This window comes from Caballeronia sp. SL1002, from assembly GCF_057814995.1.
The window spans coordinates 331,832-344,828 of record NZ_JBYMUW010000004.1 but is presented as its reverse complement, the minus strand read 5'-3'; the positions used below and the strand labels follow the sequence as shown (position 1 = coordinate 344,828).

14 protein-coding genes are annotated in these 12,997 nt (G+C 62.0%); 2 read left to right on the top strand and 12 right to left on the bottom strand.

All coding sequences use genetic code 11. The annotated features are described in order from the left end of the window. Positions 1-3: 3 nt before the first annotated feature. From AC3D25_RS23040 to AC3D25_RS22990, 11 genes are all read right to left on the bottom strand, one after another. Positions 4-642, bottom strand: coding sequence for a hypothetical protein (locus AC3D25_RS23040; protein WP_488890786.1), 639 nt, complete (start codon positions 640-642; stop codon positions 4-6). A gap of 81 nt (positions 643-723) precedes the next feature. Next, positions 724-984, bottom strand: a complete 261-nt coding sequence (locus AC3D25_RS23035; RefSeq protein ID WP_488890785.1) for a hypothetical protein — start codon at positions 982-984, stop codon at positions 724-726. Between the two features lie 860 nt (positions 985-1,844). Then, positions 1,845-2,144, bottom strand: a complete 300-nt coding sequence (locus AC3D25_RS23030; RefSeq protein ID WP_488890784.1) for an EthD family reductase — start codon at positions 2,142-2,144, stop codon at positions 1,845-1,847. Positions 2,145-2,173: 29 nt separating this feature from the next. Further along, positions 2,174-3,070 carry an MBL fold metallo-hydrolase gene (locus AC3D25_RS23025; protein ID WP_488890783.1) on the bottom strand — a complete coding sequence of 299 codons (897 nt, stop codon included), beginning with the start codon at positions 3,068-3,070 and terminating at the stop codon, positions 2,174-2,176. A gap of 20 nt (positions 3,071-3,090) precedes the next feature. Next, positions 3,091-3,957, bottom strand: a complete 867-nt coding sequence (locus tag AC3D25_RS23020; RefSeq protein WP_488890782.1) for a quinoprotein dehydrogenase-associated SoxYZ-like carrier — start codon at positions 3,955-3,957, stop codon at positions 3,091-3,093. Between the two features lie 35 nt (positions 3,958-3,992). Beyond that, positions 3,993-4,943, bottom strand: coding sequence for a quinoprotein relay system zinc metallohydrolase 2 (locus AC3D25_RS23015; protein WP_488890781.1), 951 nt, complete (start codon positions 4,941-4,943; stop codon positions 3,993-3,995). Continuing rightward, on the bottom strand, positions 4,912-5,904 hold the full coding sequence (locus AC3D25_RS23010; RefSeq protein WP_488890780.1) for a LysR family transcriptional regulator: 993 nt from the start codon (positions 5,902-5,904) through the stop codon (positions 4,912-4,914). Before AC3D25_RS23010 ends, AC3D25_RS23015 begins: the two co-directional genes overlap by 32 nt. A 36-nt stretch (positions 5,905-5,940) precedes the next feature. Next, positions 5,941-6,672: a hypothetical protein gene (locus AC3D25_RS23005; RefSeq protein ID WP_488891060.1), complete on the bottom strand. Its 732-nt coding sequence runs from the start codon at positions 6,670-6,672 to the stop codon at positions 5,941-5,943. Next, complete coding sequence (locus AC3D25_RS23000; RefSeq protein ID WP_488890779.1) at positions 6,672-7,592, bottom strand: substrate-binding domain-containing protein; 921 nt, start codon at positions 7,590-7,592, stop codon at positions 6,672-6,674. The genes AC3D25_RS23005 and AC3D25_RS23000 overlap by 1 nt, the downstream gene beginning before the upstream one ends. A 59-nt stretch (positions 7,593-7,651) precedes the next feature. Then, the gene (locus AC3D25_RS22995) at positions 7,652-8,089 is read right to left on the bottom strand and encodes a c-type cytochrome (RefSeq protein ID WP_488890778.1); all 438 of its coding nucleotides are present in this window, start codon (positions 8,087-8,089) and stop codon (positions 7,652-7,654) included. Positions 8,090-8,236: 147 nt separating this feature from the next. Then, on the bottom strand, positions 8,237-10,054 hold the full coding sequence (locus tag AC3D25_RS22990; RefSeq protein ID WP_488890777.1) for a methanol/ethanol family PQQ-dependent dehydrogenase: 1,818 nt from the start codon (positions 10,052-10,054) through the stop codon (positions 8,237-8,239). A 390-nt stretch (positions 10,055-10,444) separates the two neighbouring features. Between AC3D25_RS22990 and AC3D25_RS22985 the strand changes: the two genes are divergently transcribed. Then, positions 10,445-10,819: a 4a-hydroxytetrahydrobiopterin dehydratase gene (locus AC3D25_RS22985; protein WP_488890776.1), complete on the top strand. Its 375-nt coding sequence runs from the start codon at positions 10,445-10,447 to the stop codon at positions 10,817-10,819. 35 nt (positions 10,820-10,854) lie between these two features. Then, complete coding sequence (locus tag AC3D25_RS22980; RefSeq protein WP_488890775.1) at positions 10,855-11,121, top strand: hypothetical protein; 267 nt, start codon at positions 10,855-10,857, stop codon at positions 11,119-11,121. Between the two features lie 485 nt (positions 11,122-11,606). On the opposite strand, the gene AC3D25_RS22975 is transcribed toward AC3D25_RS22980, so the two are convergent. Beyond that, complete coding sequence (locus AC3D25_RS22975) at positions 11,607-12,746, bottom strand: IS481 family transposase (RefSeq protein ID WP_488888469.1); 1,140 nt, start codon at positions 12,744-12,746, stop codon at positions 11,607-11,609. Between the last annotated feature and the right edge of the window lie 251 nt (positions 12,747-12,997).

Here is a 12,997-nt window from a genome sequence, read left to right as displayed (position 1 = left end):
AGCTCAATGCGCGGTGTGGTCGGGCGGCGGCAAAGCGGGATCGAGCTTGGCGGATTCTCTGACCAGTCCGTCCGTCATCGCGGATGCAACCGGATTCGTGCCGTGACGGCGCGTGGTGTCGCGGCTGGGCGGCGCCGATAAGCTGGACAGACTGTTGCGGTCGGGCGGCGGCAATGAGGGATCGAGTTTCGCGGACTCCCTGACCAGTTCATCGGTCATTGCCGACCCAGCCGGTTTCGACGCGCGGGTCACCGCGACCGCGGGCGGCGGCGTGCTGACGGAAGGTTGAGCCTGCACTATTTCGCGCGGCGCGGCGGCCTTTCGATGCGGCTTTTCTTCTGGCGGCGCGGCTTTTGCCACGCTGGTGGCCATCGAGGCAGATTGTGCCGCCACGTCTGGAACGTGTACCGGTTTGGGTGCCGGAGTGGTGCTGCTCGCGGACGGCACGGCGGCGGCGATACTGCCTTCGGTCACATGGATTTCGGCGGCGCGGAGATCGGCGAGCGCGGGGGCCGACGTGCTGCTCGCGGCGACGTGGGACGGGGAAATCGACGAATCGCCGGTACGGAACAGCAGATAACCGCCGAACACCAGCACGACCAGAAGCACACTAATTAATAAAGCTTTGACTGTATTCATCATATTGAACCAACGGGGTCGATCGGGCGACGCAATTGGACAATGATACCCGGGCGCTTTCAGAAGACCTGCAAGCGAGCGCCGTCAACCCTCCTCGCCGTCCTCCACTTCCTTGCGTTCCCGCCGCTCTTCGTTGCTTCTTCGGGCGCGCACGCGTTGCCGCGACAGTTGCGCGATGACCTCGCCGTTGCTCGCGTTTGCAGGCAGCTCGTTGCGGATGACGTTCGCGATCATTGGCAGGCCCGCGCGTTGTCGACGGAGCGCCTTGGCGATGGCTCTCCGGCACGCCTGCCCGTGGCAGTCCCACTCTTCGCGCTCTTTTCCGCAGTAACGGCACGTATCCATAGCCGGTAGTCTAGCTGGATTTGGACGGAGGACGCTGGCGCTTTGATTGGACGGGTTTGGTTTTGCTGGCGCTCTTTGTACGGGTTTGGTTTGCTGGCCCTTTTTGGTTTGCTGGCGCTTTTGGTTTGGTTACTTGGGCGCTTCTTGGGAACTTGCTTTCGTGTGCGTTTATTAGCACGCCGCTGTGCGCGGCAGCAGTCACTTTCTTTGCTGCTGCAAAGAAAGTAACCAAAGAAAGCAGCGTGACCGTCTAAGTGTCCACCACGAACGATTTCCGGGAGTGGTGCGCAAGCTGATTCGACCATCGCACCACACCACAGAGTGGAACCGCTCATCCATCCCGGCAGGCACAAAGTGCCTGCCAGAACGGCATAACCCCAAAAACCAAACCAAACCAAACCAAACCGATCGCTGGTTCTTGATCTGCCTGTCGTCCGCGCGCAGCGAGGACGGAACTGACAGGCGCTGTGCCAATACCAATAACTGCGAGTTAGCCGAGTCAGCTTGCGCGCCTATCCCTGTTGTTATTCGTGGTGGACACTTAGGCGGATAAGCTGCTTTCTTTGGTTACTTTCTTTGCAGCAGCAAAGAAAGTGACTGCTGCCGCGCATAGCGGCGTGCTAATAGACCTACACGAAAGCAAGTTCCCAGAAAGCGCAGGCGCATCAGACGGTTTACCCCGACCACCCCCAAGCCGCCCCACGGCGCCGAATCCCGTGCTGCCGCGCATAACGGCGTGCTAATCAACCTACACGAAAGCAAGTTCCCGGAAAGCGCAAAGGCAACCGGCCGGTGCACCACCCACCCCACGCAACCCAGCAACCCAAAAAATCAGCTGTTTTTTCAAACAGCCCGCGAGGTTATACCTGCTTCGTATCGAAGATCAACAACTCCACGCCTGCCTGCGCGAAATTGGCAAGATCGGCCGCGGTCGTTTTCCCTTCGGGCGATTCGAGTGCCGCACCGATCGCCTCGGCGGAATCGAACGCCAGCAGCGCGACCAGATAATAATCGGTGCCGCCGCCGACAGGCCCAGTGCTGATGTCGTAGCGCGTCAAGCCCGGCAAGGTCTTCGCAAGCGGAATATGCGTGGACGTGTAGTGCGCATCGAAGGCCTGTTTATCGGCCGGTGTCTTGTAGAGCGCGACGAGTTGTGCCATGACATGTCTCCTGAAAGGTCTGCGTGGTTTCACTTCTTTTCGAGTTGCAGGTAAAGCCGCTGCACGTTTTGCGGCTGCGCGCTCGCGTACAGCTTGTAATGCTCAAACGCCGGCACCTGCACGGTTCGCATCGCCTCGATCAAACCCATGCCCGAGTCGAAGGCGCGCGTCACGCCAGCATCGAGTTCGCGCAGATACGTGCCGGTATCGGCGGCTTTATCGCGGGTCACGGGCGGCCCGAATGCAGGCACGATCAAACTCGCTTCGAGCGTCTGTAGCTTCGTCAGCGCGGCGAGCCAGCCGGGAATCTGCTCGTTGCGCAATTCGGGAATGCGTCCGACATTGACCAGACCGCCCGCAAACAGCACGCCGGTCTGCGGATCGCGCACGACAAGATCGCCCGGCGTGCTCGCGGGGCCGAAGTACAGCAATTCGATATCGCGCCCGCCGCTCGTGATCTGCGTCGTGGCGTCGATCGTTCGGTCCGGCACGGTGACGCGCGAGCCGCTCATCTCTTCTTCGCCCAGCGTTTTGCGCAGGTTTTTCAGGCAAATGGCGCAACGGTCGCGGATCAGTTCCGCCGTTCGCCGATGCGCGAGAATCGGCACGTCGCGGTCCCGGAATGCCGCTGCGCCAAAGACGAATTCCGGACCCTGATGCGTGACGATCACAAGTTCGACCGGCAGCGGCGTGACGCGGCGGATCGCTTCGATCATCGCGCGGCCATAGCGATACGACGCGCCCGTGTCGATCACCGTCACGCCGCTCGATCCCACGATAAACCCGTTGTTCGCCACCATGCCGCGATTGGCGGGCGCGACCGCATCGCCGCTGCCCTGCATCACGTAGACGCCCGGCGCGAGCGCGACGGGCGCGGGCACATCGCCGGACGCGGCGTTCGCGAACGGCAGTGCCAGAAACAACATCACCCCGACAATCCTGCGCATCACAGCTTCGTCGAGGAAGTCTGTTGCGCCGATGGTTGCGCGCCCACGGCAATCGCGCCATTGAACTGATGGCTCTTCGTATCCTCGATATTTGCGCGCAACTCGCCGCTCTCGCGCGGCACGAAGTAGAAGCGGAAATTCGGGTTCTCGCTGATCGAAAAATTCACGTTCGCGATCATCACGGGCTGGTCGGCGTAAGTCACGGTCACGCGGCGCACGAAGTACGCGGTCGCGTAGTTGCGCGTCACCTGGTCCATCGCCATGCCGGTCCGGTTCGGATGACGCACCATCAGTTGCGCGAGTTGCGGTTTACCCGCGACGCTCGCGCCTTCCGCCACGAGCCTGACCTTGCCCGCGTTGGCCTCGGCGGCGGCATCGTCCTTGCCCGCGGGCGCCGAGCATCCACCCGACGCCTTCACGAAACGCACCGAGCTATAAAGATGCCCGTCGTTCGTCTCCGCGATCACGCGCATGAACGTGTAATCCTCCACCCGCACGCGGGTTTCCACGCTCGCGAGACCGGACGCCGGCGAGAACTCGAACGAACCCGCGTACGGCTCCGGGTTTTCATCGATGAAAAGATAGACGCGGCGAATGTAGCGCGTGGAGGTCTGCGGAAACTGCGCGACGATCGAGATCGGCACCACCGCGCCATCGGCCGCGCGCGCCGGCGCATCGAGTTTGATGACGGCGTCGCCGTGCGTCTCGATCTTGCGGTCCTTGAACATGCCTTCGCGGAAGTCCTGCCAGCGCGCGACGGTGTCGGGATTGTCCTCGGGCTGCGTGGCCTGCGCGGGCTGCGCCGCAAACGTGATGCCGACAATCCATGCAACGGTCAGCGCCGCACTGAATGCTGTCCTGCTCATGATCCACCTCCATACCGCTATTTTCGACGCAGCGTCTACGGTTCCCATTCGAGTTCCGCGTAAGCCGTCGTCACGTTGCGCCGGTGGTAGAGATCGAAAAGCCGCCACCGTTCCCGCTCGTCGAGTCCGATCGTATCGACCGCCTGCTGCATGGTCTCGCCGCGCCGGATCGCGCCGCGCACATCGCGCACGAGCCGCGCGAGATACGCTTCCTCGGCGTCGAGCGCCTGCGGCCACGGCGTGTCGATCGGACCATGACCCGGCACGGCGCGCGCCGGATTCATCCGGCGGATCGACGCGATATCGCCGAGCCAGCCGAGCACGCTGCCATCTATCACAGGAATGCACTGGACAAACAGCAGATCCGCGAGCCACAGCGTGCCACTTGCTTCATCGTATACCGTCAGGTCGTTGTTCGTATGCGCTGTTTTCCACGCCTTCAGATGCAGCACCCGGCCACCGAGATCGAGTGTCATGTCGTTACTTACAACAAGCGTCGGCGGGATGATTTCGCTGCCGTCCGCCGCTGCGCCGAGTTCGCGTTTGAGCGCGCGCAAATAGCTTTGCGCATGCGACGCTTCGGCCTCAGGGAGCGTCGCGCTGCCGACGAACTGCACGCCGTCGCCTTTGAACGCGACATTGCCGAAGATATGATCGGGATGCATGTGCGTGTTGATCACGTAGCAAACCGGCAATGCCGTGACCGAGCGGATCGCTGAACGCAATGCGCGTCCTATGGCAGCTGTGCCGCCCGTGTCGATCACCGCGACGCAGCGCGTGCCGACGATAAATCCGATGTTCGCGATGTCTCCGCCATTCGTGGGCGTCGCGACGTCGTCGTCGCCGCGATGCACGTAAAGACCCGGCGCGAACTGCGTCAGGTTGAATTGAGTTTCGGCGTGCGCGCCGCCCGTCAGAAAAAAGCACAGCGCGATCGCACATAAAGCACGCATCTCAAGACGCACCGGCGGGCGCGGCATCGCCATGCAATTTGCCGGTACGCGTAGGCTTGTGCAGCACCAGATGCGCGTATTCGCGCTCCAGATACGGCTCCGCGTGTTCGAGCAAAAAGCGGCGAAACGCGAGACAGGTCGGCGATAACTGCTTCGAGCGCAGATGCACGATCTGCCAGGTCCGTTCGAGCGGCGTGCCGTTGACGTCCAGCAGCGCGATCTCGCCCGTGCGCAATTCAAGCGCGAGCGTATGCAGCGAAATGAGGCTCACGCCCATGCCCGCCATCACCGCTTGCTTGATGGTCTCGTTGCTGCCGAGCGTCACGCGCCGCGCCGGATTGAACAGGTTTTGCCGGAACATGTGCTCGGCCACCGCGCGCGTTCCCGAACCCGGCTCGCGCAGAAGGAAAGTATCGCCTGCGAGTTCCTGCAGGTCGAAACGGCGCATGCCCCGCAACGGATGCGTGAGCGGCGCGACGATCACATGCGGGTGATAAGCGAGCGGCTCGGCCGTGGTGCCGAGTTCGGGCGGCGGACGGCCCATGATGGCGAGATCGGTTGCGTTGTCCTGCAAAAGACGCAGCAATGTCTCGCGATTGCCGACCGAAAAATGCACATCGACGTTGGGATACTGCTGCGAATAAAGTGCCAGTAATTTAGGCGCGAAATAGGTCGCCGAACTGACGATACTCACCGCGATCGTGCCGCTCTCGGCCTGCCGGAGCGACATCATCGTGTCCTCGGCGTCCTTGATCTCGCCGAGCATCCGGCTCGCGTGATGCGATAGCCGCTCGCCCGCCTCGGTGAGCGTGAGACGCCGCGCGATCCGCTCGAACAGCGGCAAGCCGACCGCTTCCTCCAACTGACGAATCTGCATCGACACTGCGGGCTGCGTCAGATGCAGTTCCTCGGCTGCCCGCGCGAAGCTCGGGCAGCGGCTCGCGATCACGAAAATCTGCAACTGCCGCAGGGTCAGCGAGCGGATCAGGTTCACGATGAGCAGTCACCCCGCAGTAACGTTCAAACACGATCAACGGCTCGCGCGTGGCGCGTTCGGCGGCTTCACCGGCGCGGTCGTGCCCTTCGCGGGCGGGAGATTGTGGAGCGCGCCCTGAAAACTCAGCGTCTCCGTTTGCAGCGGATGAACGAAATCGCCGTTCTCGCCGGGCACTTCGGTGCTGATGAGCATCACGCTTCCCGGCACGTCATCCGCGATCAGGAACGTGTAGCGCTTCGCGATGTACTTCGCGAAACGCTGACCGTTGGGGTCGCCGAGATACGGCTGAATCACGATCTTGCGCGCCTTCACCGGCTTGCCGTTTGCGTCGGTCGTCACTTGCGTGATCGGCGGCCCGGCGGCGAGTGCGAGACGCACGCGCTGCTGGAAATAGCGCCGCTTGCCGCCCGTTTGCTGCTCCATCTCCGCGATGTCGCGCTCAAGGAAATAGAGGATCACCGGGTTGCACGGCAAGCCGCCCGGCACCTCGACCGGTCCGCTGCGGTCCGTCACGCGCGCGTCGCCGCCCGTGTTGTCGGGACTCGTGATCAGCACGCGCACGGTATCGGCGACCTTCTCCGACGGCCCCGCCGCGTTCATCGCGTAGTCGAGTTCGGTTTGCGGCGCGATGCCATGCAGATGCGTCGTCATGAAAAGCAACCGCTCGGCGGGCGCGATATCGCTCGATTCCGCCGCGCTCGCCGTGCTCGCCGCGAAGAATGCGGCGGCGAGCGCGCACGCGGACAATCTCCGCACGCCGCGCATCATTGCGTGGCGGCCGGCGCGCTGGCGATCGGCAGTAGCGGTACTTCGTAGCTCAACAAAATCTTGTCGATCTTGTCGTGATTCGCGCCGATCCACTGATCGACCTTGTCTTTCCACGCCTTTTCGCCGTAGCGCACGCCCATCGAAATTTCGTAGTCGAAGCGAATGCCGGGCTGCGGCGGGAACGGCACGATCTTCACGCTATCGCCCGCGAGCTTCACGAAATAGCCGGCAATCGGTCCCCACAGGAACACGACGTCCACGTTGCCCTTGGCGAGATCGCGCTGGATCATTTCACCGGGGAACGCTTGCGGATCGCCGCTTTGCGCCTGATACGACACTGCCTGCTCGATCAGGTTATTGCCGAGCAGCCAGTCGACCGCGGGTGTCTGCGAGAAAATGCCGAGCCGCAACTTGCGCAATTCGTCGGGCGGGAGTTTAAGAAGATCGGCCGGCGTGTTGATGTTTGCCAGTTCCGGCCGCTTCGGAAACACCATTGCGTAGGTGGAATGCAGATACGGACGCGTGGTGGCCGTCAGGTCATAACCCTTCGGCACGCCGATGATCAGATCGCACTTGAAGCGGTCCGTGTCGGGCACCTTGTCGCGCAGCGTGCGGCGCACGAAGCCCATGCGCTGCGGAAAGTACGTGTATTCGAGCTTGTAGCCGAAATCGCTCGCCATCGCCGCCGCGATCTTGTTCTCGTAGCCCTCGCCCTGACTGTTCGAGAGCGGCATGTTGTTCGGATCGGCGCAGACGCGCAGCACGCCGTCGGCGCCGTCATTGTTGGGCAGAACCGGCGGGGGCGCGGCGGGCGGGCCGCCAGCGGGCGCCTGAGCCTGCGCGGCGTATGAACTCAAACAGGCGAGCGCGGACACGGCCAGCATGCACGCGGCGCGGGCAATACGTCGATCACGCATCGCGTTCTCCGGTTGCACGCAAGCCAAACGCGACGATATACAAAACGGACGAGCCATGATTATTTCGCATCGATTGCCTGCAGGTCGCCGGGGTTGATCTTGCCATCCGAACGCCCTTTCAGATACGCGTACAGGTCTTCCCAGTTCTTCTGCATCATTGTGCTCGAACTGAAATCGGGCATGCCTTTATCGATACGCCCGCCGAACACGGTGCGGTGAAATTCGGTCTTGTCGATGGTCTTGAGCGCGTCGATCAGCGACGGTCCGACCATCCCTTCTTGCTTCGCGCCGTGACAGCGTTCGCATGCGAGCGCCCGCCATGTCTTCCAGCCTTGCAGCGTCGCGGTATCGACCTTGTTGCCGTCCACGACCTTATAGTTGACCGGCTTCATCTGCCCCACAGGGGCCGGCGCAGGCGTTTGTGCGTAAGTCGCGGGCAATGCGAGCCATCCGATCGCCGAAGCGAGCGCGAACCCCAGGAAAATGCGGCCTTTCATGCGTTTGTCTCCATCTGTTCATGGGCGGGCTTCTTATGCGGCGCGTCCCTCCCAGGTCGCGCCGCACGATGCCTCACATCGTTTCTGCCAGACCGTGAACGGGCGTCAGGTCAAAGACGCGCCGTTCACGAAAACACCACTTGAAACTCAGCCGTTGCCGCCCGGAATCGCGAAGACGAACAGCGTGCCGCCGAGCGCGGTGTACTTCGCCAGTTCGCGATAGCCGCCGACAGCGCCCAGGCCTTCCGTCGACTTGGCGAGGCCGGCTGCCATGCCGATACCCGCCCAGCCGCCGATGCCCGAATACACGCCGACGTACTGCTTGCCCTGGAACTCATACGTGAACACGTTGCCGATGATTCCCGAAGGCGTCTTGAACTTCCACAGTTCCTTGCCATCGCTGATACGGACGGCCTTGATATAGCCTTCCAGCGTGCCGTAGAACGCGATGCCGCCAGCGGTGGCGAGCGCGCCCGACCACACCGAGAACTTCTCCGTCTTCGACCACGCGATCTTGCCCTTGGCCGCATCCCATGCAATGAAGTTGCCCATGGCGCCGTTTTCGTTCGGGCCCGGGAACATCGAGAGCGTGGCGCCGACGTAAGGCTGTCCGGACACGTATTCGACCTCGAACGGCTCGTAGTCCATGCAGACGTGATTGGTCGGCACGAGGAAGAGATTCGTCTTGGGATCGAAGGCGGCGGGCTGCTGGTCTTTCGAACCGAGCGCGGCAGGACAGATGCCCTTCACGTTGTGGTCCGGACCGGCTTTCTGCGTGGAGTAGCTTGCATTGCGAATCGGCAGGCCGCTCTTCACATCCACGCTGTCGGCCCAGTTCACCGCCGGGTCGTACTTGTCGGCGACGAGCAACTGGCCCGTCTCGCGATTGAGCGTGTAGCCGAAGCCGTTGCGGTCGAAGTGGACGATGGCCGGAATCTTCTTGCCGCCCATCGGCAGGTCGACGAGGATCATCTCGTTGACGCCGTCATAATCCCACTCGTCGTGCGGGGTCATCTGGTAGACCCACTTCGCTTTGCCGGTGTTCAGGTCGCGCGCGAAGATCGACATCGACCACTTGTTGTCGCCGGGCCGTTGAGTCGGATTCCAGGTGCCGGGGTTGCCGGTACCGTAGTAGACAAGGTTGAGCTTGGGGTCCCACGCGTACCAGCCCCAGGTTGTCCCACCGCCGGATTTCCACTGATCGCCCTTCCAGCTTTTCAGCGATGAATCCGCGCCGATCGGGCCCATCTTGCCGTCGGCCCAGGTCATGGTCTTGTCCGGGTCCATCAGCATTTCATTGTCAGGACCGGTGCTGTAGGCCTTCCACGCTTCCTTGCCGGTCTTGATGTCATACGCGATCAGCCGGCCGCGCACGCCGAATTCGCCGCCCGAGATGCCGGTGAGCACCTTGTCGCCGAAAACGTGCGGCGCGTTGGTGTTGGTTTCGCCTGCCTTCGGATTGCCGTTCTGCGCGCTCCAGACCACTTCGCCGGTCTTTGCGTCGAGCGCGACGAGTTTGGTGTCGGCCTGTTGGAGGAAGATCTTGCCGTCGCCGTAAGCGAGCCCGCGATTGACCGTATCGCAGCACATCACGGAAATGACTTGCGCATCCTGCTTCGGCTCGTACTGCCACAGGAACGTCTGGTCCTTCAGACTGATCGCGATGACCTTGTTGGGGAACGGCGAGTGGATATACATCGTGTCGCCGATGACGAGCGGTGAACCTTCGTGACCGCGCAATACACCGGTCGACATGGTCCAGGCAACTTGCAGCTTGCCCACGTTGGTTTCGTTGACTTGCTTGAGGGTGCTATAGCGGTGATTGGCATAATCGCCCGCTTGAGCTGCCCAGTTCGATGGGTTCTTGATCAGCGTGTCGAGCTGCGAATCGGCCTGCGCTACATAAGAACTCAGCGCAGTCGTCGCAGCCACCGCCAGTCCAAGAACCAGGGTGCGTACGTTCATGTCTCCTCCAGAGGGTGAAACCGTCCAACTCATGATGACCACGCTACCGTCTTGCACCGATCGCGCCTTTACGGGGCAGGTAACGAGCTAGGGCTTTACCCGGTACGTTGCCGGGCTCATGCCTGCAAAGGCGATTTGCATATTCCATGCCGGGAGCCATTCCCGATTTGCCCCAAGTAGGCCGCATGCGCAGTGACAGCGCGGCCCGGCTCCATTCGGGCGGCCCGAAGCCGTTGCCGCGCGGCCCGCGTGGAGCGCGCGGCGAGACATACTGTGTCAAATCCGCGATACGGTTCGTGAGGCGTTGCGTTTGCTGCACACTGGGCGCGTTGCGCATCTATGCTTTGTCTATCGCGTCGTCCGTCAAGCCGCACATTCCGGAGGTGAGTCATGACACAAGCCGAGCAGGTCTATACCGACGAGGAAATCCAGCAACGTCTTACGGGTCCGCTGGAACACTGGTATCTCGAAGATGGCTGGCTGCGTCGCAAGTATCGGACTGAAAGCTGGAAGGGGACGCTGATGGTGGTCGCGACCGTGGGGCATCTGGCGGAGGCCGCGTGGCATCACCCGGACCTCAACGTTTCGTATGCGTTCGTCGTGGTGAAGCTCAAGACGCATTCGGCGAAGGGCATCACCGATAAGGACTTCACGCTCGCGCGGAAGATCGAGGAAGTGATCCAGTGGCAGCCGGGGAAGGACGGGGGGGCGCTGGAAGGTACACCCAGTGAGGATCAGCGGTTTCGCTATATCAAGTACGACTAGGGGAAGGGCTGACAGGGACGTCGGGCGGGTTGTGTTTGCTGGCGCTCGGGGTTGGTTTGCTGGCGCTCGGGGTTAGTTTGCTGGCGCTCGAGTTTGGTTTGCTGACGCTCGGGGTTGGTTTGCTGGCGCTTGGGGTTGGTTTGCTGGCGCTCGGGGTTAGTTTGCTGGCGCTCGAGTTTGGTTTGCTGGCGCCCTTTGCTTCTGTTTGCCTCCGGTGTCTGGGACCTTGCTTTCATGTAGGTCCATTAGCACGCCGCTATGCGCGGCAGCAGTCACTTTCTTTGCTGCTGCAAAGAAAGTAACCAAAGAAAGCAGCTTGTCCGGCTAAGTGTCCACCACGCATAACAACCGGGATAGGCGCGCAAGCTGACCCGGTCGTCGCGCACTCGTTCGGATTGGCACAGCGCCCGTCAGTTCCATCCTCGCTGCGCTCGCACGACAGGCGGATCTCACAACCAGCGGTCGCTTGGTTCGGCTGGTTCGGCTGGTTCGGTTGGTTCGGTTCGGTTCGGTTCGGTTCGGTTCGGTTCGGTTCGGTTCGGTTCGGTTCGGTTCGGTTTTGCGGTTATGCCTTACCGGCAGGCACTTTGTGCCTGCGGGGATGGATGAGTGGTTCCACTCTGTGGTGTGGTGCGATGGCCGAGTCAGCTTGCGCACCACTCCCGGAAGCCGTTCGTGGTGGACACTTAGACGGATAAGCTGCTTTCTTTGGTTACTTTCTTTGCAGCAGTGTACGGACCGGAGACATAGTTGACACATGTACGAGGACATCGTTGACACCTGATGTTCAGGGTTTTGCTGCTTTCAGGTCAAGTTTTGCAATGCGTTGATGGGCAAACCAGAACTCAATTACGCCGTCTTCGTCGTGCTTTGGACGTGCGGCCACGTACAGCCCTTTGAGCGCAGTCGACAGACGCAGCGCCTCGCCTCTGAAACGCACCAGGCCATTTGAATTGACCCGCAGCACTTCATCGGCAGGCCCGTATTGCGGTTCTGGCAGATGCTCGGGCATCGCTCGCGGGCTGGGTTGGTAGCGGCTCACCGGCGTCGCCAGGTCCAGCGCCTCATGCGGGCGTTGCGTGTTGTACACCTGTCGCCAGCGTTCCAACTCCTGCTGCACGTGGGCGTGGGTCGTGAACACGTGCCGCGCCAGCACTTCAGCTTTCAGCGACCGATGGAATCGCTCATCCTTGCCATTCGTCTGAGGATGATACGGTCGGCTGTAGCTCACGTGAATACCCAGTCTGATCAGCCACACCGCGAGCTCGGTCAACTGGCCCGGCGCGCTCGGGGAACCCCACGGCGCACCGTTATCGGTATTGATGCGTGACGGTAGCCCATAGCAGCGAAACGCCCGCTCGAGCTCGGTCTGCACGACTTCCGTGGTTGTCCGGCCGCAGGCGGCGAGCACGATGTTAAAGCGCGAGTGATCGTCGAGCACCGTCAGCGGCGCACAGCGGCCACCCTCCAGGGTCGGGAAATCGCCCTTGAAATCCATCTGCCACAGCGCATTCGGATGCTCGTGCTCGAAGCGCTGCCAGGGCCGCTGCGGTCTGTCCTCAGGCGCGTGGAGCAGGTCGTGACGGCGCAGGATCTCGGTGATCGTGGAGGGTGCGGGCACATTGGCGTGGCCGAGATCTTGCAGACGACGCTCGATCTTGCGTCCGCCCCAGCCGTACTCGCGGCGCAGGTCGAGCACGACGGCGACGATCTCATCGGATGAGCGCGCGGGACTGTCGTGCGGACGACGCGAGCGATCGACGAGACCTTCAAGGCCTTGCGTCGAGTGGCGGGCAAGCCACTTGTAGCCGGTCTGGCGGCTGACGTTGAAACGTCGGCACAACTCGCTGAACGGCACGCTCCGTTGGGTGGCGAGTTGAACGAATTCCTGTCGGAGACTCATGGTGTCTTTTACGTTCCAGGGCATGGGAGGATTTCGGGCGTTCGATTACCCGAAAGTGTCAACCATGTCTCCGTACACCTGTCAGCTATGTCTCCGGTCTGTACACAGCAGCAAAGAAAGTGACTGCTGCCGCGCATAGCGGCGTGCTAATAAACCGACACGAAAGCAAGTTTCCAGGAGGCGCAGGGCAACCAGACGGTGTACCCAGCCCAGCCCACCCCACCCCGCCCGGCCAGCCACTCAAACCGCGCGCGAAACCTTTCGAAACCACCAAC

Bases quoted from the DNA above. Each gene is read 5' to 3' on its own strand.
- AC3D25_RS23005 (WP_488891060.1), bottom strand. From the start codon at position 6,672: ATGCGCGGCGTGCGGAGATTGTCCGCGTGCGCGCTCGCCGCCGCATTC.
- AC3D25_RS23035 (WP_488890785.1), bottom strand. From the start codon at position 984: ATGGATACGTGCCGTTACTGCGGAAAAGAGCGCGAAGAGTGGGACTGC.
- AC3D25_RS22995 (WP_488890778.1), bottom strand. From the start codon at position 8,089: ATGAAAGGCCGCATTTTCCTGGGGTTCGCGCTCGCTTCGGCGATCGGA.
- AC3D25_RS22985 (WP_488890776.1), top strand. From the start codon at position 10,445: ATGACACAAGCCGAGCAGGTCTATACCGACGAGGAAATCCAGCAACGT.
- AC3D25_RS23020 (WP_488890782.1), bottom strand. From the start codon at position 3,957: ATGAGCAGGACAGCATTCAGTGCGGCGCTGACCGTTGCATGGATTGTC.
- AC3D25_RS23015 (WP_488890781.1), bottom strand. From the start codon at position 4,943: ATGGCGATGCCGCGCCCGCCGGTGCGTCTTGAGATGCGTGCTTTATGT.
- AC3D25_RS23025 (WP_488890783.1), bottom strand. From the start codon at position 3,070: ATGTTGTTTCTGGCACTGCCGTTCGCGAACGCCGCGTCCGGCGATGTG.
- AC3D25_RS23030 (WP_488890784.1), bottom strand. From the start codon at position 2,144: ATGGCACAACTCGTCGCGCTCTACAAGACACCGGCCGATAAACAGGCC.
- AC3D25_RS23040 (WP_488890786.1), bottom strand. From the start codon at position 642: ATGATGAATACAGTCAAAGCTTTATTAATTAGTGTGCTTCTGGTCGTG.
- AC3D25_RS23000 (WP_488890779.1), bottom strand. From the start codon at position 7,592: ATGCGTGATCGACGTATTGCCCGCGCCGCGTGCATGCTGGCCGTGTCC.
- AC3D25_RS22975 (WP_488888469.1), bottom strand. From the start codon at position 12,746: ATGCCCTGGAACGTAAAAGACACCATGAGTCTCCGACAGGAATTCGTT.
- AC3D25_RS22990 (WP_488890777.1), bottom strand. From the start codon at position 10,054: ATGAACGTACGCACCCTGGTTCTTGGACTGGCGGTGGCTGCGACGACT.